This window comes from Oceanotoga sp. (assembly GCF_030445905.1).
Taxonomy (GTDB): domain Bacteria; phylum Thermotogota; class Thermotogae; order Petrotogales; family Petrotogaceae; genus Oceanotoga; species Oceanotoga teriensis.
The window spans coordinates 1-20,861 of the sequence record NZ_JASUSU010000048.1 but is presented as its reverse complement, the minus strand read 5'-3'; the positions used below and the strand labels follow the sequence as shown (position 1 = coordinate 20,861).

16 protein-coding genes are annotated in these 20,861 nt (G+C 29.0%); 10 read left to right on the top strand and 6 right to left on the bottom strand.

Features of this window, described 5'->3' with window-relative positions:
* Positions 1-145 precede the first annotated feature (145 nt).
* The 3 genes from galE to PWP28_RS11790 all read right to left on the bottom strand — a co-directional run bounded on the left by galE (position 146) and on the right by PWP28_RS11790 (position 1,665).
* A complete protein-coding gene (galE, locus tag PWP28_RS11800; protein WP_308644804.1) occupies positions 146-1,153 on the bottom strand; it encodes a UDP-glucose 4-epimerase GalE in 1,008 nt (335 codons plus the stop codon).
* An 83-nt stretch (positions 1,154-1,236) separates the two neighbouring features.
* Positions 1,237-1,446 (bottom strand): DUF2922 domain-containing protein, encoded by a 210-nt coding sequence (locus PWP28_RS11795; protein ID WP_109606509.1) that lies wholly within the window; start codon positions 1,444-1,446, stop codon positions 1,237-1,239.
* Between the two features lie 15 nt (positions 1,447-1,461).
* A complete protein-coding gene (locus PWP28_RS11790) occupies positions 1,462-1,665 on the bottom strand; it encodes a hypothetical protein (protein WP_109606508.1) in 204 nt (67 codons plus the stop codon).
* Positions 1,666-1,864: 199 nt separating this feature from the next.
* On the opposite strand from PWP28_RS11790, the gene PWP28_RS11785 reads away from it, so the two are divergent.
* Both PWP28_RS11785 and PWP28_RS11780 read left to right on the top strand, forming a co-directional pair.
* Positions 1,865-3,283: a PTS transporter subunit EIIC gene (locus tag PWP28_RS11785; RefSeq protein ID WP_308644803.1), complete on the top strand. Its 1,419-nt coding sequence runs from the start codon at positions 1,865-1,867 to the stop codon at positions 3,281-3,283.
* Between the two features lie 13 nt (positions 3,284-3,296).
* Positions 3,297-4,340 carry a MupG family TIM beta-alpha barrel fold protein gene (locus tag PWP28_RS11780; RefSeq protein WP_109606504.1) on the top strand — a complete coding sequence of 348 codons (1,044 nt, stop codon included), beginning with the start codon at positions 3,297-3,299 and terminating at the stop codon, positions 4,338-4,340.
* A 53-nt stretch (positions 4,341-4,393) separates the two neighbouring features.
* On the opposite strand, the gene PWP28_RS11775 is transcribed toward PWP28_RS11780, so the two are convergent.
* The 3 genes from PWP28_RS11775 to PWP28_RS11765 are packed head-to-tail and all read right to left on the bottom strand — an operon-like array spanning position 4,394 to position 9,646.
* Positions 4,394-5,389, bottom strand: a complete 996-nt coding sequence (locus PWP28_RS11775) for a glycoside hydrolase family 130 protein (RefSeq protein ID WP_109606502.1) — start codon at positions 5,387-5,389, stop codon at positions 4,394-4,396.
* A 14-nt stretch (positions 5,390-5,403) separates the two neighbouring features.
* The gene (locus tag PWP28_RS11770; protein WP_308644802.1) at positions 5,404-8,523 is read right to left on the bottom strand and encodes an alpha-mannosidase; all 3,120 of its coding nucleotides are present in this window, start codon (positions 8,521-8,523) and stop codon (positions 5,404-5,406) included.
* Positions 8,524-8,545: 22 nt separating this feature from the next.
* Positions 8,546-9,646: a GntR family transcriptional regulator gene (locus tag PWP28_RS11765; protein WP_109606498.1), complete on the bottom strand. Its 1,101-nt coding sequence runs from the start codon at positions 9,644-9,646 to the stop codon at positions 8,546-8,548.
* 372 nt (positions 9,647-10,018) lie between these two features.
* Here PWP28_RS11765 and PWP28_RS11760 point away from each other — a divergent pair, with 372 nt between their 5' ends.
* From PWP28_RS11760 to PWP28_RS11725, 8 genes are all read left to right on the top strand, one after another.
* Complete coding sequence (locus tag PWP28_RS11760) at positions 10,019-11,899, top strand: ABC transporter substrate-binding protein (RefSeq protein ID WP_308644801.1); 1,881 nt, start codon at positions 10,019-10,021, stop codon at positions 11,897-11,899.
* Positions 11,900-11,978: 79 nt separating this feature from the next.
* On the top strand, positions 11,979-12,983 hold the full coding sequence (locus tag PWP28_RS11755) for an ABC transporter permease (protein WP_109606494.1): 1,005 nt from the start codon (positions 11,979-11,981) through the stop codon (positions 12,981-12,983).
* A complete protein-coding gene (locus PWP28_RS11750; protein ID WP_109606492.1) occupies positions 12,976-14,076 on the top strand; it encodes an ABC transporter permease in 1,101 nt (366 codons plus the stop codon). Before PWP28_RS11755 ends, PWP28_RS11750 begins: the two co-directional genes overlap by 8 nt.
* A 14-nt stretch (positions 14,077-14,090) precedes the next feature.
* The gene (locus PWP28_RS11745) at positions 14,091-14,435 is read left to right on the top strand and encodes a hypothetical protein (protein ID WP_308644800.1); all 345 of its coding nucleotides are present in this window, start codon (positions 14,091-14,093) and stop codon (positions 14,433-14,435) included.
* Positions 14,404-15,450, top strand: coding sequence for an ABC transporter ATP-binding protein (locus tag PWP28_RS11740; protein ID WP_109606489.1), 1,047 nt, complete (start codon positions 14,404-14,406; stop codon positions 15,448-15,450). Before PWP28_RS11745 ends, PWP28_RS11740 begins: the two co-directional genes overlap by 32 nt.
* On the top strand, positions 15,443-16,447 hold the full coding sequence (locus tag PWP28_RS11735; RefSeq protein WP_109606487.1) for an ABC transporter ATP-binding protein: 1,005 nt from the start codon (positions 15,443-15,445) through the stop codon (positions 16,445-16,447). Before PWP28_RS11740 ends, PWP28_RS11735 begins: the two co-directional genes overlap by 8 nt.
* 36 nt (positions 16,448-16,483) lie before the next feature.
* The gene (locus PWP28_RS11730) at positions 16,484-19,933 is read left to right on the top strand and encodes a discoidin domain-containing protein (RefSeq protein ID WP_308644799.1); all 3,450 of its coding nucleotides are present in this window, start codon (positions 16,484-16,486) and stop codon (positions 19,931-19,933) included.
* A 99-nt stretch (positions 19,934-20,032) separates the two neighbouring features.
* The coding region (locus tag PWP28_RS11725; protein WP_308644798.1) for a hypothetical protein at positions 20,033-20,861 on the top strand (829 nt) is incomplete at its 3' end.

Here is a 20,861-nt window from a genome sequence, read left to right as displayed (position 1 = left end):
CTCATGCTGATGGTAGTACACTTTTTGTGTGCAAGAGTAAGTTTCGCCCCTTCTTTTTTTCTAAGAGAGAACTTCTTTGTTCTCTCTTTTCTTATTTTTATACTGAAAAACAAATAAAAAAAACAGTCTCAAAATTGAGACTGCTTTAAAATCCATTAGGATTATTTTTTTGCCAATTCCATGAATCTCTGCACATATCTTCAAGATTTTTTTCTGCTTTCCAATTCAATTCTTTCAAAGCTTTTGTTGGATCTGAATAGCATGTATCTATATCTCCAGCTCTTCTATCTGTTATTTGATATGGTATTTTTATTTTGTTGGCAGTTTCAAATGCTTTTACAAGGTCTAAAACGCTGTAACCTTTTCCTGTTCCAAGGTTATAAGCTTCTATTTTTTTGAAATTTTGTGTTTTTTCTACAGCTTTTAAATGACCTTTTGCTAAGTCTACTACGTGTATATAGTCTCTTACACCTGTTCCGTCAGGAGTATTATAATCATTTCCAAATACAGATAATTTTTCTCTTTTACCTATTGCAACTTGAGTTATATATGGCATTAAATTGTTTGGTATTCCATTAGGGTCTTCACCTATTTTTCCACTTTTATGAGCTCCTATAGGGTTAAAGTATCTTAATAATGCTATACTCCATGTTTTATCTGATATATATAAGTCATTCAATATTTCTTCTATTATTAGTTTTGTTCTTCCATATGGATTTGTTGCAGATAGTGGAAGAGTTTCTTTGAAAGGGACTTCTTTTGAGTATCCATATACTGTTGCTGAAGAACTGAATACAAAGTTTTTTACATTGTTTTCTTTCATTACTTCAAGAAGGGTTATAGTTCCGTTTATATTATTATCATAGTATTTTAATGGTATACTTACAGATTCTCCAACAGCTTTTAATCCAGCAAAGTGAATTACAGAGTCTATTTTATTTTCTTTAAATATTTTTTGTAAAGTTTCTTTGTCCCTTATATCATTATTATAAAATTTTATTTTTTTATTCGTTATTTCTTCAACTCTTTTTATAGCTTCTTCTTTTGAATTTGAAAGATTATCTATTACTATTACATTGTGGTTTTCATTTAAAAATTCTACACATGTATGAGAACCTATATATCCTGCACCACCAGTTATTAGTATGTTCATTCTTTAGCCTCCTATAATTTATTTACAATTTTATTATACCAGATTAAATTAAAATGGGCATAGCTTTTAGCTATGCCCAAAGATTATTCTATTAAATTTAATATTTGTGTTGTTGTTGTTTGGACTATATTTGCTTCATCTATTTCAGCATTTTCAGGTACTATTACTCCTATTAATGTTTGCATTACATTTTGTACTTCTGTTGATTCGATTTCTTCTTTAGGATTGTTTATTGTAGTTGAGTATCTTTTTTTCTCTGAAGGATTGTAGTATTTTAATATTAATTTTTTCATTTAAACCCTCCTTTATTATTTTATTTTGTAAGTTTCTAATATCTGATATTCTTCGTCTTCAATATTGGTTAGTGTTTTCATGGATTGAAGTGCTTGTGCTATTTTTTCTGTGTCTTCTGAATGAACTTTTAACGTTTTTGATTTGTTTATTTCTTTTCCTTTTTCATTTGTTTCTTTCCAAAGGATTTTTCCTTTTCTTTCTAAAAATTCTTTTTCCATGTGTATCACCTCCCAATTATAATATCCGCATTTAAATATTTGTTATTACAATATATCATATTTATACAATATAATTTTTATTTGCTTTTAATTGTTTTATTTGTATATGATTAAATGTAATTACATTTATTTAGATTTGAGTTTTAACATTTTTTTAGGTATTATTTTTATAAGTATTTATTTTAAAGGAGGGATTTTTGTGAATAATAGGGAATTAGTTGTTAAGATCTTTGAATTTGTTGGATCTAAAGATAATATTTTAAGAGCTACTAATTGTATGACAAGGCTTAGACTGAAACTTAAAGATAGGTCTGTTGTTGATTTAGAAGGACTTAAAAATATTGAAGGTGTTTTAGGTATAGTTGATGATGAAACTCTTCAAATTGTTGTTGGTCCAGGGAAAGCCGCTAAAATTGCTATTATAGCTAATGAAATTCTTGGTAGTTCTGATATGGAAGTTAGTGAAGATTGGAAAGATAATAAGAAGAAAGTAAAGTCTAAGCATAAAGAAAATTCTTTTAAACGTATGCTTAAGATTATAGGAGGTATTTTTATTCCTCTTATTCCTGCAATTATTGCTGCTGGAATTTTTAATGGTTTTGCCGGATTAATAACTAATTTGCAAAGTACGGGAAGTTTACCTTCTAATGAAGTTTGGAATTTAATAAGATTAGTATTTTCTTTGATTGGTGGAGGATTTTTGGGTTATTTTGCTATATTTACAGGTGTTAATGCAGCAAAGCAATTTGGAGCTACTGAAGGTTTAGGTGGTATGATAGGTGCTATGACTATCATGGGTCAGATTAATGATATTTCTCAAGCTCTTGGTATGTATAATTTAGAATCTCCTTTGAATTCTATTTTGAGATCTGGTAAAGGTGGTATTATAGGGGTAATTTTAGGAGTATGGATTTTATCTAAAATAGAAAAAAAGGTTAGAAAATTTGTCCCAGATGTTCTTGATTTAATTTTAACGCCAGTAATAACTTTATTTTTAACTGTTTTGCTTTTGATATTTTTTATAATGCCAGTTTCAGGTATTTTTTCAGATGTTTTAGTTAAAGGTTTAGATTTATTGGTTTCATCTGATATTCCTGTTGTGAGTGTTTTATCTGGATATATATTGTCAGCTGTATTTTTGCCTATGGTTCTTCTAGGTTTACATCATGGTCTTATACCTATTTATGCAGTACAATTGGAAGCTATGGGTGGAGTTTCTCTTTTTCCTGTTCTTGCAATGGCAGGTGCTGGTCAAGTCGGAGCTGCTATAGCTATTTGGATTAAAGCTAAGAAGGTAGGAAATTCAAGATTGAAAAATATAATATCTGGAGCTCTTCCAGCAGGTATTTTAGGAATAGGTGAACCTTTGATTTATGGCGTTACTTTACCTTTGGGTAAACCATTTATAACTGCAGGTCTTGGAGCAGGTTTTGGTGGAGCTTATATTATGCTTAGACATGTTTTAGCTGGTGCTTGGGGTCCTTCTGGTATTGCTGCTATACCTCTTATGCATCCAGAATCAATGTTGGATTATTTTATAGGACTTGTAATTTCATATATTTTTGGTTTTATTATAACAGCATTATTTATTAAAGAAAAAGAAATTATTGATTTTTAATGGAGGTTTTTTTATGTTAGGAATTTCTGTTTTTGCAGGACTTGGAATTTCTCTTGAAGAAAATTATGAGTATATGAGTAAAGCTAAAGAACTTGGTATCAATAAAATATTTACATCTTTTCATATTCCTGAGAGTAGTATGGATTTTGATTATGAGATGAATGAGATTCTTAATTATTCTAAAGAATTAGATATGAGTATAATTGCTGATATTTCTAAGTCTTATTTTGATAATATTGATTTTAATAAGTATAATATAGAGTCTTTGAGACTTGATTTTGGTTTTTCAAATAAAGATATAGCTAAGTTGACAAAAGAACTTTTTTGTGGGATAACTTTGAATGCAAGTACTTTAGAGAAAAGTGATATTGAGGAGATTTTAAGTTTTGGAGGTGATCTAAGTAAGATCAATGCTTGTCATAATTATTATCCAAGACCTGAAACAGGTATTTCAGAGTCTCTTTTTAATGAGAGAAATAGTTTATTTAAGTATTATAATATAGAACTCACAGCTTTTATTCCTTCGTTTTATAGACCAAGAGGACCTATTTTTGAAGGATTACCTACTTTAGAGATGCATAGACATATGGATCCGGTAGTTGCTTATCAACATTTGATCAGTTGTGGTGTCGATAATGTTTTTTTTGGTGATTCACAAGCAAGTTTTGAAGAACTTTGTAGGATTTCAGATATTAAGAAAAATATTTTTAGAATCCCTATAAAAATTTTTGATGTTTGTGATGAGGAATTAAGAATTTTAGATATGGTTCATAGAAATAGAAAAGATCCTGGAGAGTTTGTTGTTAGATCTTCTAAAGCTATTAATAATTTGAAGAGTAGTATAAGGCCTAATAATTGTATTGATAGGTTTAAGTATGGTGTTTGTATAGATAATCATGGTTATTTACGTTATGAGGGAAATTTGCATGTTTTAAAGAAAGATTTTGAGTCGGATTCTAGGGTGAATTTGGTCGCAGATGCGACAGAAGCAGCTATTTTGATTGAGACTATTAAACCAGGAGATTTTTTTGAATTTGAAATTAAGAGAAAGAAGTAATTTTGAATTAAAAATATGATTAGGCTAAATTATCAGCCTAATCATATTTTATGTTATATCATAGAATTTTCTTTTGTGAATTTAATTAGTTCTTCTACTGTTGTAAAAGCTAAAGCTGTTACAGTATCAGCAGCACCATAGTATATAGCGATTTTGCCTGTTTTACTATCATGAAGTGTAGCACAAGGGAATACCACATTAGGAACATCTCCTACACATTCATATTGAGTTTGAGGCGATAATATATAAGGTCTTGATCTGAACTTTACTTTCCAAGGTTCATTTTTATCTAATATAGCACTTCCCATATGATATACATATCCATTGCATGAAGTTAGCACTCCATGATATATCAATAACCAGCCTTCATCTGTTTCTATTGGTATTGGCCCAGCTCCTATTTTAGTACTTTGCCAAGGACTGATTTCTATTCCTGTTGTTGTCATAACATGTCTATGTTTTCCCCAAAATTTTAAATCTGGACTTTCACTATAGTATATGTCTCCGAAAGGGGTATGACCATTATCACTTGGTCTACTCAACATTGCAAAATTTCCGTTTATTTTTTTTGGGAATAATACACCATTTCTATTGAATGGAAGAAATGCATTTTCTGTTTGATAGAATGTTTTAAAGTCTTCTGTATAACCAACTCCTATTGTTGGTCCATGATAACCATTACACCAAGTTATATAATATTTATCATCTATTTTACATACTCTAGGATCATATTTGTATTTTGATATTCCAATTTCAGGATCTGTTGTATCGGCTGATTTAAAGTTTATAGGTTCATCATTTATATCCCAATTTATACCATCTTTTGAGAAACCTACATGAACATTCATTTCTCTACATTTATTATCACATCTAAAAACGCCAGCAAATCCATCTTTAAATGGTATTACAGCACTATTGAATATACTATTGGAATTTTTTGTAGCATCTCTTTTTATTATGGGATTTTTTGAGTATCTCCAAACAACATCTTTGCAGTTTTCAGGTCTATCTTCCCAAGGCATGTTTGAAAGTTCTTCACCTATTATCATATATTAACCTCCGACTATAAGTAGATTTTGAATGTTTTTATCTCATAAGGTTTTATAGAAAATCTGAATTTATTTTTTTCATTTTCTATTTTATTTATTGTTTCTTCCATTAAATTACATTCTTCAACTTTTTTAATATTTTCTTTAATTATTATTTCTACATCATCATTTGAATTTGCATATTCATATAGTCTTATTATTATTGCATCATCATCTTCTGCTTTTTTTATTGTGTCCAATATGGTTGAGTTTTCATTTATTTTTATTAATGAGTATGAGTTTTCTAAATCTCCATATTTTTTACTTTTTACTGCCATTAAAGGATAATTTAGTTCATATGCTTCTTTTGTTGTATTAGCTTTAAACCAATCTCCTTCATGAGGTAGTATACTGTAAGTAAATGAGTGTTGACCTATGTCAGCATCCGGATCTGGATTTATTGCTGATTTTAAGAGTGTTATTCTCATATTATTATCTTTTATATCATGACCATATTTACAATCGTTTAAAAGACTTAATCCATAATTTCTTTCTGATAAATCTACCCATTTATGAGCTACTGTTTCAAATTTTGCATAGTCCCAGCTGGTATTCCAATGTGTATTTCTTTCTACATTTCCAAATTGTATTTCATAGGTAGCTTTTGTACTTCTTACGTCTACTGGAAATAGTGCTTTTAGAAGTACTTGATGTTCATTCCAATCTACATTTGTTTCGAAATCTATTCTTCTTTTATCTGAGTAAACTATCATATTTTGTTCTATTTTTGAATTTAAAACTTTATAAATTAATTTTATTACTATTCTATCCGGACCATTTTCAACTATTTCCATTTTTTGTAGATCATTGACTTCATAAGGTTTTTCTCTATAATATATATCTATATCCCATGCATCAAACATCATAGGCCTATCTTCAAATGTTTGTAGTACATTTGCTTTTGTTCCTTGTGGAAGTACTTCTCTATTGGCATGTTTATCATATAGAGATATTATTTGTCCAGTTTCATTTAATTGTATTTTATAATATTTGTTTTCTATTATTTTTTCATTTATTGTTAAAGTGTTTTTAGGTTTTTTTGATGTTCCTTCTTTTAAAGTATATGTTTTATAACCGAGTGCAGGTATATTTTTTGCATTTATTATTATTTTGTTTTCAACTTTTTTGAAGAATATTTCTTCATTTTCATCATCTACGAGTATTTTATTTTCAAATTCTTTATCGAAAGGTATTATTATTTGTCCATCTCTTTCCCAAGATAATGAGTTGAATATAACTATTTTTGAGTTTTTATTTTTGGTATTATCTGCTATTTTTAATAATGCTTGATCTAATATTTTATTTGTATTTTGGAAAAGTACTTCAAATTCTGCTTCACTATCTTGATAAACTTCTTTTATGGATGAACCTGGTAATATATCATGGAATTGATTTCTTAAGAGTATTTTCCAATTTTCATTTATATTTTCATGAGGATATTCTTCATTTAACTTTTTATTTGTTATTGTATTAAATATTTCTGTGTTATGGAATAATACTTCACTTTTTCTGTTATTTTTCTTCGTTTTGCTTTGTGATGTATATGTTCCCCTATGAAATTCAAAATAGAGTTCACCATCTATTATTGGTAATTTATATTTATTTTGTACATTTTTTTCAAGTCTTTCAAAATAAGGTTCTGCCTTTCCAAATTCTACATCCGGAATGGAAGGAATTTCATTTATTTTTTTTCCTGTTTCTATCATTTCTTTTGTTGGACCACCACCGCCATCGCCCCAACCGTATGCGAGCAATAGTTCATCATTTATATCTTTTTGATTATAATTATCCCAAAGTCCCTTTACAGATTTAGGAGTCATTTTTCCATTATATGTATAATAGTGAGCTCCATTTTCATCTGGTGTTGTTATGAAATGAGTTAATACTTCTGTACCATCTATTCCACGCCATTTAAATGTGTCATATGTAGGTCTATTGTACTGATTCCAACTTATTTTTGTTGTCATGAAATAATTTAAACCACTTTTTTTTATTATTTGAGGTAAAGCCCATGAATAACCAAATACATCTGGCAACCATAATAGATTGCTACTGATGCCAAATTCTTTTTGCATGAATCTCTGTCCAAATAAGAATTGGCGTACTAAAGATTCTCCAGATGGGACATTACAGTCTGCTTCAACCCACATTCCACCAGTTACTTCCCATTTGTTTTCTTTTATTCTATTTTTTATGTTTTCGTATATTTCAGGGTAGTCTTCTTTTATATAATCATATAATTGTGGCTGGCTTTGAACGAATTGATATTCATCATATTGACTCATCAAATGATTTACTGTTGAGAATGTTCTTGAAGATTTTTCTCTTGTATGTTTTAATCTCCATAGCCATGCGACATCTATATGTGAATGTCCTATTGCAATTACTTTTGGTCTGTTATTTCCATTTGACTTATAATTTTTTAAGTGATTCATCAATTTTTCATTGGCTTGTTTTATTGAGTTATAGAATTTCTCTGTGCCAGTTTTTCTGAAGTCTATTATTTTTAAAGAATCGTCTAAGAAGTTTATAAGATTGTTTCTGTCATATGAGTTTTCTTCAAGTTCATATATTGTCTCAAGTACTGTTGAAGCTCTATAAAATAGATCTTCTGTTTCTTTATTTATTTTTACTAATTTTGCTTCTGAGAATAGATTTAATTTATTGTTTAAACCACTAAAAGCTTTTATATGAATTTTTATTTTTCTGTTTTTTATCCATTCAGGATGTATGAATACTTCACTGTGATTTATATCGAGACCTTGTACAGGCTTTTCATTTATATATATTAAAGATTCAGTTCCAGAAAGTCCTCCAAGATCACCTTTTCCGAGATTGAAATATAAAGCTATATTTTCTTTGTTCCAATTTTCTGGAATTGTTATTTCTTTAGAAAACCAGTATATTTCATCTTTATCTCCCCATCTATTTCCTATTTTAAAGATTTCCCAATTTTTTGTTTTTACCTCTTGAAGATTCATTCCTTTTATTCCTGTATTTATGTAGTACATTTCATTTATATCTATTTGTTCTTGATAGATGTTTTTCTTTATTTCTTCGATGTATTTTCTGTTTTTTTCAACTGTAAAGTACATTTATATAGACCTCCTGAAATTATTATATGTTTTGTGTCGAACTTCTTATTATAAGTTTTGTGGGATAGTATATTTGATGAACCATCCTCGAACTTAAATCATTTGAGTTTTTATTATTTATTTTTTGAATTAATAGTTCAGCAGCATGATAGCCTATTTTTTCTGGAAATTGGGCAATAGTTGTTAAAGGAACTTCTATATGTTTTACTACTTCATTGTTATCGAATCCAACTATAGAAAAATCTTTTGGAATTTTTAAATTTTTCTTTCTCGCCATTTTTACTATTAATAATCCAATATAATCGTTTAAAGCTACTATTCCAGTTATTTTATTTTTTGTTATATATTCATATATTTCATCGTATATTTGATCATCATTTTTTTCATTTTCATTATAAGATAAAAATAATATTTCATCATCTTCAAATCCATATTCTTTTAAAGCCTTTTTATAGCCAGTTATTCTATCTTGTATACTGCTTGTTATTGTGTATCTGTTTTTTATGAAAACTATTTTTTGATGCCCAAGATCTATTAGATGTTTTGTTGCTTGAAAAGCTCCATCTATATTATCTGATACAACGGCATCTGTTTCACAGTTTTTTATTTTTCTGTCTACGAGAACAAAAGGATAGTTTTCATCTTTTAAATCTGAAATTGCACTGCTATCTTGTTGGTTTTCAGAAGGCATTATTATAATTCCTGCTACACCATTATTTTTTAATTTTTGTATATTTTCTGCTTCTTTTCTATAATCTTCATTGCTATTCATGAATGTAAGGGTATATCCATGTTTTTCTATATAACTTTCTATTCCACTCAATAGCTTTGATTCGAGTTCATCTGCTGTTCTATTTAAAATGACTCCTATATTATTGCTTTTTTTGCTTTCGTTTAATTTTTTATCAAAAACATATGTTCCTGCTCCTTGAACTCTGTACAAATATCCTTCATATACTAAATCTTGAATTGCACGTCTTACGGTTTGTCTACTAACATCTAATTCTGAACATAAGGCTCTTTCAGTAGGTATAACTTCTTCCGGTTTATATGTTCCATCTTTTATTCTTTGCAATATATACTCTTTTATTTGTATATATAAAGGTTTATTTTCATTTATCATACTCAATCCCCCCAAAAAAGTTCTTTTTATATATTATAATCAAAACCAAATTAAGTTCATATTTCTTTAATAATAACAAAGTAAGAAAAAAATGTCAATACCAATTTTTGTTTTTTTAAAAATTGGTATTTAAAAGGTACTTTTTAGGAGATTTTTCTGATTAATCTTGTTTTTTTGACGATATTTGTATTTAATCATTGAAAATGGCTCAAATCAAATAACATAAAGATAAAGAGGTTGACAACATAATTTAATATTGGTATAATAAATGTAATATTTGAAGAATTTTTCAGTACAACATTACATTAATTGTAAGTACCAATACCTTTTTTACAAAGAAATGAGTATTACAAATACAAGGGAGGTTATGCTATGTTTAAAAGAACTCACAAGATTTTTTTGAGTTGTTTTATTTTTGTATTGATGAGTGCTTTTGTTTTTGGGTATAATGAGGCACCTATGCTCAAAGAAAGAGTAGCTAAAGGGGAACTTCCTTCAGTCGAAGAAAGACTTCCGGATAGTCCAAAAGTTATTAAGGTTAGAGAAAAAATAGGAAAATATGGTGGAACTTTGAATCTATCAAAAGGAAATGAAATGAGGGCTTTATTGGTTGAATATGCACTTGAATCTTATCCTAATCCTGTTTTTGATGAAAAATTAGTAGAAGGTAATATCATAAGATCTTGGAAGGTTTTAGACGAAGGTAGAAAATTTAGATTTACGCTTCGTGAAGGATTGAAGTGGAGTGATGGATATCCAGTTACTACAGAAGATGTAAGATTTACTTTTGAAGATATATATTCTAATAAGAATGTTCAACAAATATATCCAAGTTGGTTAATGAATAGTGGAAAAAGAGCTAACTTAAATATTGTAGATGATTATACGTTTGAGATTTCTTTTGTTAATCCTTATGGATTATTTTTATTGCAGTTGCAGTCAATTGCAAGAGGTAGTTATCATATGCTTATAAATCCATCACATTATTTAAAACAGTTCCATGCTTCTTATGCTACAGAAGAAGAACTTGAACCATTTCTTGAAAAGGAAAAACTCACTCAGGATAGATGGGGAGAATTATTTACAAGAAAATGGCAATCAACTCCTTGGAATCAAAGAAAAGATGTAGGTTATCCAGTTTTAGATCCATTTGTTGTAGTTGAAAAACCTTCTGATAATGTAGTAATTTTTGAAAGAAATCCTTATTATCATAAGGTTGATGAAGAAGGAAATCAACTTCCTTATATAGATAGAGTTAGATATGAAGAGATAAATAATCAGGAAATGATGAATATGAAAATAATGTCTGGTGAGTTGGATTTCACAATAAATACAGCTCTTGGAGATCTTGCACTTTATAAGGAGAATGAAGATAATGGAAATTATAATACTTTATTAGTTCCTATAAAGAGTATAAATACAAATGCTTGTTATTTTCCTAACTTAACTCTTGAAGATGAAGTATGGAGAGAAGTTATGAGAAATCCTAAATTTAGACATGCTTTATCTTTAGCTATAGATAGAGATGAAATAAATGAACTTGTTTATTATGGTTTTGGTAATCCTACACAGGCAAGTGATGCTCCAGGATCACCTTTTGTTGAACCTTGGTATAGGGATTCTTATGTTGAGTATAATCCTGAAAAGGCAAATGAAATTTTAGATAGTATAGGTTTAGATAAGAGAGATAATGATGGTTGGAGAATAGGTCCAGATGGCAATGCATTTACAATTAATATAGAATTTTTTGAAGTTAATGAAAATTTAGTTCCTGCAACAGAATTAGTTGTGAGTTATTGGCAAGCAATTGGAATTAAAACAAATATGAAGGTAATAGATGGTGGATTATGGTATCAAAGACAGGGTGCAAATACAACTACAATGTCTGTGTGGCACGAAGATGCTTCAAGACCAGGGTCACCTTTCTTCTTTTATGTTCCTTATGAAAATATTAACTGGGGACCAGATTGGAGAGCTTGGTTTAACTCTGAAGGTACTGAAGGAGAAGAACCTCCATTAGAAGTAAAAAAATTATTAAAATTATATGAAGATTTCTTAGCAACTATATCTAATGAAGAAAGAATAGAACTTGGTAAAGAAATTTTGAAATCACAAGCTGAAAATTTATGGGTTATAGGAACAGTTAATAATATACCTATTCCTGTTATCGTTAAAAAGAATCTTAAAAATGTTGTAGGTGGAATAGATCCTCAATGGGGACCATCTATGGCTGAACAGTATTATTTTGAGTAAAATTTTTGACTAACCATAGTTTTTCTATGGTTAGTCTTTGAATTGTTATAGAATTTGCTCACTTTTGAGGAGGAAAATTATGTTTACGTATATTTTGCGTAGAGTATTACAGATGATACCTATTCTAATAGTCATTTCTATAATAAGTTTTATAGTTATAGAACTTCCACCAGGAGATTTCTTAACCTCTAAAGTTGCTCAGTTGAGCAAAGAAGGCGGATCAATTTCTCAAGCAGAACTTGAAGGTCTTAGAGAGACTTATGGACTTGATAAACCTGTAGTAGAAAGGTATTTTAATTGGATCACTAAAATAGTTTTTAAAGGGGATTTTGGTAGATCTTTTAAATGGAATAAACCAGTTACAGAAGTTATAGGTGAAAGAATGCTTCTGACTGTGATAATTTCTATTACTACTCTGATATTTGTTTGGGTTGTGGCCATTCCAATAGGTGTTATTTCAGCTACAAGACAGTATTCTGCTTTTGATTATATATTTACATTTCTGGGATTTATAGGGTTATCAGTGCCAAATTTTTTGCTCGCATTGATTTTGATGTATTTTTCATATACCAAGTTTGGGGTTAGTATTACGGGATTATTTTCACCAGAATATGCTGATGCAGCATGGAGTTTTGGAAAGTTTGTTGATATGATGAAGCATATGTGGGTTCCTGTAATAGTAATTGGAACAGGGGGTACAGCAGGAATTATAAGGACTTTACGTGGATGTCTTTTAGATGAATTAAAAAAACAGTATGTGGTTACTGCTAGAGCTAAAGGACTTAAAGAGAAAAAAATTCTTTTTAAATATCCAGTAAGAGTTGCATTAAATCCACTTATTAGTACTATAGGGTGGGTTTTACCTGGAATAATTTCGGGTGATGCAATTGTTGCAAATGTTTTGAACCTTCCTACAGGAGGAATGGTTTTATTAGAAGCTTTACAGTTCCAAGATATGTACCTTGCAGCCAGCTTTGTATTATTGTCGAGTATATTAACTGTAATAGGTACCTTGATTTCAGATATATTATTGGCGTTAGCCGATCCTCGTATTAGATATGGAAGGAGAGGAAGCAATGTCTAAGAAAAAAACTATAAATAAGTATACAGCATCTCAAGGTCAACTTATATGGTGGAGTTTTAAAAAACATAAACTTGCCATGTTAGCTTTGATTGTATTGATAATAATGTATGTTACAGTTATTTTTTCACAGTTTGTAGCTCCTTATGGAAAAAGTACGAGATTTTCAAGTCATCAATATGCACCACCTCAAATGATGAAATTTTATGATGAAAAAGATGGTTTTAGTTTTAGACCTTTTGTATATGGTTATAAAAAAGAGTTTGATATGGAAACATTCAGAAGAACTTATAAGTTAGATAAAACTGTTAAATATCCAGTTTATTTTTTTGTTAAAGGTGAACCTTATAAATTATGGAATTTGATAGAAACAGATATACATCTTTTTGGTACTAAAGAGGGACAAATATTTTTATTTGGTACAGATAGACTCGGAAGAGATATATTTTCAAGGGTAATTTATGGTTCTACAATATCTTTGACAATAGGTCTTATAGGTGTTTTTTTGACTTTTATAATAGGTGTTACTCTTGGAAGTATTTCTGGTTATTATGGTGGTTGGCTTGATACCATAATTCAAAGAATGATAGAGGTTTTAATATCTATACCACAGATTCCTTTGTGGATGGCTCTTGCTGCAGCAATGCCAAGAGATTGGCCAATTTTGAAAGTATATTTTTCAATCGTTATAATTCTTTCACTTGTTGGTTGGGGAGGACTTGCGAGAGTTGTCAGAGGTAAGTTCCTTTCATTAAGAAATGAAGAGTTTGTAATGGCAGCTAAATATGCTGGAGCGAGTGATTTTTGGGTTATAACTAAACATTTAATACCTTCTTTTATGAGTTATATAATAGTATCTATTACTTTAAGTATTCCTGGAATGATTCTTGGAGAAACTGGATTGAGTTTTCTTGGACTTGGACTTCAAGCACCAGCTGTTAGTTGGGGAGTTTTATTGCAAGATGCACAAAATTTGACGGCAATAGCTCATCATCCATGGCTTTTAATACCAGGACTTTATGTCGTAATAACTGTTTTAATGTTTAATTTCTTAGGTGATGGAATAAGAGATGCTGCAGATCCTTACAGTATGTAAAGGTTGTGATTTTTATGTTTTGGATTTTCATGCTTTTTATAATTATAATGGTCATTTTTGTTTTGGTTAGTAAAAATGTTTATTCTTATTGTATGAAAAAGTTTGTTTATGATAATCATCTATATTCAGAGTATATTTTAGAGAATAAATTACCACCTGAAGAATGGATTAATGGAGATAATGCCCAAAAAAATAAAAATAATTCTTTGAAAAGAATTAATAAAATAATAGATTATTTTAAGGTTTCAAAACTCGTAGATAATGATGAGACCAGAGAGAACATTCTAAAAGATTTAAATGAAGTTTATGAAAATTGGAAAGTGATGGATGTTTCCAATTTTAATAGGAAGGTGGATTGACTTGAATAATACACTTCTTGAAATAAATAATTTAAAAACATATTTTGATACAGATCAAGGAACTGTTAAAGCAGTTGATGGAATATCTTTTAAAGTAGATAAACAAAAGACTGTCGGTATTGTTGGTGAGAGTGGAAGTGGTAAAACAGTTACAGCACAATCGATACTTAAGATAATGCCTTGGCCTGGAAAAATTGTTGAAGGTGAGATTTTATTTAATAAAGATGATGGAGAAATCGTAGATATAGCTAAGCTTGGAAGTAAAAGCGATGAGATAAGAAGAATTAGAGGTAAAGATATAGGTTATATCTTTCAGGAACCAATGACATCTTTGAGTCCTATTCATAAAATAGGTGATCAGATAATGGAATCTATATTGGTACATGATAAAAAAATTAATAAAAAAGAAGCGAAAAATATAGCTATAGAACTTTTGAGAGATGTAGGAATGCCTAATGCCGAGTCTAAAGTTGATAATTATACATTTCAATTGAGTGGTGGAATGAGACAAAGAGCTATGATTGCCATGGCTCTTGCAAATGTCCCCAAACTTCTCATAGCAGATGAACCTACCACTGCTATTGATGTTACCATACAGGCTCAAATTTTAAGACTTTTAAAGAATTTACAAAAAAAATATGGTATGTCTATTTTAATAATAACTCATGATTTAGCTGTAGTAGCAGAAATGGCAGATGAAGTTGTTGTTATGTATTTGGGTAAAATAGTTGAAAAAGGAAATGTATTCGATATTTTTGACACTCCTTCACATCCATATACAAAAGCTCTTTTAAAATCTATTCCTAAAAAAGGATCGGGTAAATATCTTGAAACTATAAAAGGGATGGTTCCAGATCCATTTTCAATTCCACAAGGCTGTGAATTTGCTCCGAGATGTGAATTTGCAATAAAAGGAGTATGTGATAAGAAGAAACCTCCTGTTGTTGAAATCAAAGATGGGCATTTTTCGAGATGTTTTCTTCACACAGAACAAAAGGAGTCTAAAAATGGATAAAGATATAATTTTAAAAGTTGAAAATGTTAAAACATATTTTCCTATAAGACAAGGATTTTGGAATAAGGTTGTGAATCATGTTAAGGCTGTTAATGATGTCAGTTTTGAATTGAAGAAAAAAGAGACTCTTGGAGTTGTTGGCGAATCAGGTTGTGGAAAAAGTACTCTTGCCAAAACAATAATGAGAGGTGTTAGTGCGAGTTCTGGAAAGATAATTTATAACAAAGATGGACAAGAATTAGATATATTGGCACTTAAAGATAAAGAGCTTAAAAGTTTAGGGGTTAGAAAAGATATACAAATGATTTTTCAAGATCCTTTTTCATCTTTAAGTCCGAGAATGACGGTTAAAGAAATAATAACAGAACCTTTATTGATAAATAAAATGATTAAATCAGAAGAAGAAGTAGAAAAAGCTGCACGTGAACTTATTGCAGATGTAAATCTTGATCCAAAATATTTGAGAAGATATCCACATGCTTTTAGTGGAGGTCAGAGACAAAGGGTTGGAGTTGCAAGATCTCTTGCCCTAAATCCAAAGATAATTCTTGCAGATGAACCTACTTCAGCATTGGATGTTTCTGTTCAATCTCAACTTTTGAATCTTTTGAGAGATTTACAGGAAAAATATGAATTATCTATGATGTTTATATCTCATGATCTTGGAGTTGTAGAACATATAAGTGATAGAGTAGCTGTTATGTATGTTGGTAATATAGTTGAAATAGGTGATGTTAAAGATATTTTTAATCATCCAGTTCATCCATATACAAAGGCTCTTTTGTCTGCTGTTCCAGTTATAGATCCACATAAAAAAAGCAATGCTGAACTACTTGAAGGAGATGTTGCAGATCCTGCAAATTTACCTTCTGGTTGTCCATTTCATCCAAGATGTAAATATGCAAAAGATATATGTAAACATAAAAAACCAATTCTTGAAAAATTAAATAAAAATGAATCAACCCAAGTTGCTTGTCATTTTAAGAATGAGTTATGAATATAAATAAATCAAAAACTCTAAAGGGGGATTTTTATGAGAAAACTATTAATCACAGTGTTAATAGCTATGGGTATTCTTGCTTTTTCAGTTCAACCGATGTCTTCCTATTGGTTTGTGGAAGATTTAAAAAATTGGTCACCTGAAAAAGATAAAGATGCTGATTTTAACAGAGGTATCATACCTCTTGCAGAAAGAAAAACTGGAGAAATAATTAATCCAAATGCAAGAGATGAAGCACAAGTAATGGCTTTAAGTATAATGTATCCAATGACATCAAAGAATCCATCAGAAGGTGCTAAAGAATTTGATGTTTACAATTTTCAATACTGGCAATATATAGATAAACTTGTAATGTGGGGAGGATCTGCTGGAGAAGGAATTATTCTCTCTCCAAGTAGTGATGTTATAAATGCAGCACATAAAAATGGAGTTAAAGTTTATGGTACTGTATTTTTTCCACCAAATTATTATGGAGGACAGCTTGAATGGCTTTCACAGTTTCTTGAACAAAGAGAAGATGGAAGTTTTTTAGTTGCTGACAAACTTATAGAAGTTGCAAATTATTATAATTTTGATGGATGGTTTATAAATCAAGAATTAAAAGGTGCAACTAAGGAACAGGCAAAAAAGATGCAAGAATTTTTATCTTATTTTAATGATAATAAAAAAGATTCTATGGAAGTAATATGGTATGATTCCATGAATGAAGATGGAGAAATAGATTATCAAAATCATTTAACTGATAAAAATGATGGTTATCTAGTTGATGATGGTAAGAAATTAGCAGATTCTATGTTTTTGAATTTTTGGTGGAAAGATCAAAGTTCTACTAAAAAATATGCTTTGAATAATAATATAGATCCATATATAAATTATGCTGGAATAGATGTTCAAGCAAATGGATTTAATACAAAAGCATCTTGGGAAGGACTTTTTCCAGAAAATAAAGAACATAATGTTTCTTTAGGTCTTTATTGTCCAAACTGGACATATTCAAGTTCTGAATCTGTTGAAGAATATACTCAAAAAGCTAATATTTTTTGGGTAGGAGCTAATAAAAATCCTTTAAATACAGAATCCGAATATGATTGGAAAGGTATTGCAAATTATATACCAGCTAAAACAACTATAATTAACACACCTTTCGTTACGAACTTTAATACTGGAAATGGTTACAAATATGCTGTTTTTGGAGAAATTGTTAGTGAAAATCCATGGCATAATAGAAGTTTACAAGACATACTTCCAACTTGGAGATGGTATGTAGAAGGTAATCAAGTAAAAGCTAATTTTGACTGGGATAAACCTTATTATGGTGGATCTTCTTTAAAATTAGAAAGTGATTTAAATGGAAGTTCAAAGGTTTATTTATATAAAACAGATATAAAACTTTATAAAGGATCTAAAATTTCTGCAACATTTAATACAAATTTAAATAATATTGCAAAACTTGGAATAATGTTTGAAGATAAATCAGAAGTTTTATTTGATTTAGACAATGTTGCTCAAACTTGGACGAGAAAAGATTTTAATTTGAATGATTATGCTGGAAAAAGCATAAAAAGAATATTCGTATATTTAAAATCTGATGATGAAATAGATGATTTCTATATTAATTTAGGTAGTCTTTCTGTTTTAGACAAAGGATCTTCTATAGGAGATTTTGTTATAGGACCTAAGAATCTTGAAATAACAGAGTATGAATTTGTTGATGGCATATTTGCAAATTTAAGATTAAAATGGGATACAAATCAAGAAGGACTATTATATGAAATTTATAGAGTAGTAGATGGTAAGAAAGAGTATCTTGGAAGTACATATAATAATGTATTTTATATCGATATGATCAAAAGAATTTCTGCAAAAGAAAAAGAAACAAAAATAATTGTAGAACCTGTCAGTAAAATGTTAAATCATGGAGATGAAGCAGAAGTAATTTTTGAATGGGGAGAATATCCAAAACCAACGGCAGATTTATATGTTGATAGAACATTTATAGCTCCTGGTGATACTATAGAATTTATAAACAAATCTAAAGTATATGATAGATTAAAATGGTTTTTCGTTGGAGGAAATCCTATAAAATCAACTGAAGAAAATCCTAATATTACTTATGATAGAGAAGGAGAATTTAGAGTAACTTTAATAGCATATAATGAAGTTGGAAGAGATACTCTTGTAAAAGATAAGATGATAACTGTTTCTAATAAAGCTAAAAAAGAAATGGAATTAGTTTCTTTTAGTAAATCAGCAACAGCCACTTCAAATGTTGATGGTGAAACTCCTTCAATGGCTTTAGATGGAGAACAAAAAACTAAATGGTGTGCTGTTGGAGATCTTCCTCATGAATTATATGTAGATCTCGGAAAAGAACAAAAGATAGGTAAATTTATACTTAAAAATGCAGAATTTGGTGGAGAATCTGCGGATATGAATACAAAAGCTTATAAAATAAGCATAAGTAAAGATGGAAAAGATTGGAAAGAAGTAGTTAATATAGAAGAAAATAATAAAGCTATTGCAGAACATTTGATAGAATTCCAAAGAGCGAGATATGTTAAATTAAGTATATTAAAAGCAACTCAAGGAAATGATTCAGCTGCAAGAATATATGAATTTGAAGTATATGCAGAAAAAAATCTTTTTGATAATTATGCTTTTGGAAAAGAAGCAACAGCATCTGGAAATGTTGGGGGAGAAGTACCAGCATTTGCATTTGATGATAAAACAAAAGATAATAGTAAATGGTGTGTAACAGGAGAACCACCTCATTGGATAATGGTTGATTTAGGTCAGATAGAAGTTATAGATAAGTTTATATTGAAAAATGCTGAAGAAGGTGGAGAATCTCCAGAATGGAATACAAGTGATTATTATATAGAAGTTAGTTCAGATAAAGAAAATTGGACTAAAGTAGTAGATGTTCAATCTAATGATAAAGCTATTAGTGAACATATAATAAAACCTGTTAAAGGAAGATATGCAAGACTTACAGTTACAAAGCCAACACAAGGCGGAGATACTGCTGTACGTTTATATGAATTTCAGGTTTTAGGTTATAAAACACATAAATCTAATAAAGCAGCAGATAAACAAGCTACAGCTACAGGATTTGTTCCAGGAGAAATACCAAATTATGCTTTTGATAGAGATATAAGTACAAAGTGGTGTGCAACAGGATCAGAACCTCATGAAATAATAGTTGATTTAGAAAAAGAAATAGAAATAAATAAATTTGTTATTAAACATGCTCAAGAAGGTGGAGAAAGTGAAGGATTTAATACAAAAACTTTTAAAATCTTTATAAGTGATGATAAAGAAAATTGGACAGAAGTAGTAAATGTTGAAAACAATGAAAAAGGTGTCAGTGAACATGTTATAAAACCTATTAAATCAAGATATGTCAAATTGAGTATAATAAAGGCTACACAAAATGATGACACTGCAGCGAGAATATATGAATTTGAAGTTCATGGAAATTAAAAATAAATATTATTAAAAATATTGGGTGCAGTTCTTCTGCACCCTTTTTTAATTAAAGTATATTTATATTATAGTTATTTTATAATGGAGGGATTACAAATGAAAAAAATATCTGTAAAAATAATAATTTCAATAATTTTGATATCATTGTTATTTGGATTAACTTTAACCATTATTGGTATAGAAAATACATCAGAGATTGTAAAAAAAACTTCAAATAACTTATTAATATCAAATTCTGAAAATAAAGCAAAAGATATAAGTGCAAATATAATCAATTTTGAAAATATGATGGATAGTTTTGCAACTTCCATTTTTAATAATCCATTTTCAAAGTTTCAAGTAAAAGATTCTTTTGGAAATAATGCTTATCATCACGCTTATGTTGAAAGTTATCTTGGAAGAATTGATAAATATATAAAAAGTTATTCTCAAAATATAGATGGAAATAAAAATATTTTTATTTTAATTTCTCCAAAAGTCACCAATGATGGAAAAGTACATGGAATAGTATATGATAAAGATGAAGATAAGATAATAAAAACAAAAGATTTAAAATTATCTACAGAAAATTTAAATGATCAAAATTATAAATGGTTTTTTAAAGCTAAAGAATTGAAAAAAGGTACATGGTCTAATATTCATAATTCTATTTTAAATGAAGAAGAGAAAGTTATAACTTATGTAGTTCCTTATTATGTTGAAGAAGATTTCGCTGGTGTTGTGGGAATGGAAATAAATTATTCGTATTTTGTTGATGAAGTTCAAAATATAAAGATATTCGAAAATACTAAAGCGACTCTTTTAGATGAAAATTTTGAAATTTTTTATGACAAACAATATGAAACAGGGACATATATAGGAGAAATATTAAAAAGAGAAGAATACAAAAAAGTAAGTGAAGAAAATACAGGATACTATGAAAACA

Coding starts and splice junctions, on each gene's coding strand:
- PWP28_RS11775 (WP_109606502.1), bottom strand. CDS start 5,389: ATGATAATAGGTGAAGAACTTTCAAACATGCCTTGGGAAGATAGACCT.
- PWP28_RS11730 (WP_308644799.1), top strand. CDS start 16,484: ATGAGAAAACTATTAATCACAGTGTTAATAGCTATGGGTATTCTTGCT.
- PWP28_RS11740 (WP_109606489.1), top strand. CDS start 14,404: ATGTTTCCAATTTTAATAGGAAGGTGGATTGACTTGAATAATACACTT.
- PWP28_RS11795 (WP_109606509.1), bottom strand. CDS start 1,446: ATGAAAAAATTAATATTAAAATACTACAATCCTTCAGAGAAAAAAAGA.
- PWP28_RS11780 (WP_109606504.1), top strand. CDS start 3,297: ATGTTAGGAATTTCTGTTTTTGCAGGACTTGGAATTTCTCTTGAAGAA.
- PWP28_RS11770 (WP_308644802.1), bottom strand. CDS start 8,523: ATGTACTTTACAGTTGAAAAAAACAGAAAATACATCGAAGAAATAAAG.
- PWP28_RS11750 (WP_109606492.1), top strand. CDS start 12,976: ATGTCTAAGAAAAAAACTATAAATAAGTATACAGCATCTCAAGGTCAA.
- PWP28_RS11765 (WP_109606498.1), bottom strand. CDS start 9,646: ATGATAAATGAAAATAAACCTTTATATATACAAATAAAAGAGTATATA.
- PWP28_RS11790 (WP_109606508.1), bottom strand. CDS start 1,665: ATGGAAAAAGAATTTTTAGAAAGAAAAGGAAAAATCCTTTGGAAAGAA.
- PWP28_RS11735 (WP_109606487.1), top strand. CDS start 15,443: ATGGATAAAGATATAATTTTAAAAGTTGAAAATGTTAAAACATATTTT.
- PWP28_RS11755 (WP_109606494.1), top strand. CDS start 11,979: ATGTTTACGTATATTTTGCGTAGAGTATTACAGATGATACCTATTCTA.
- galE (WP_308644804.1), bottom strand. CDS start 1,153: ATGAACATACTAATAACTGGTGGTGCAGGATATATAGGTTCTCATACA.
- PWP28_RS11760 (WP_308644801.1), top strand. CDS start 10,019: ATGTTTAAAAGAACTCACAAGATTTTTTTGAGTTGTTTTATTTTTGTA.
- PWP28_RS11745 (WP_308644800.1), top strand. CDS start 14,091: ATGTTTTGGATTTTCATGCTTTTTATAATTATAATGGTCATTTTTGTT.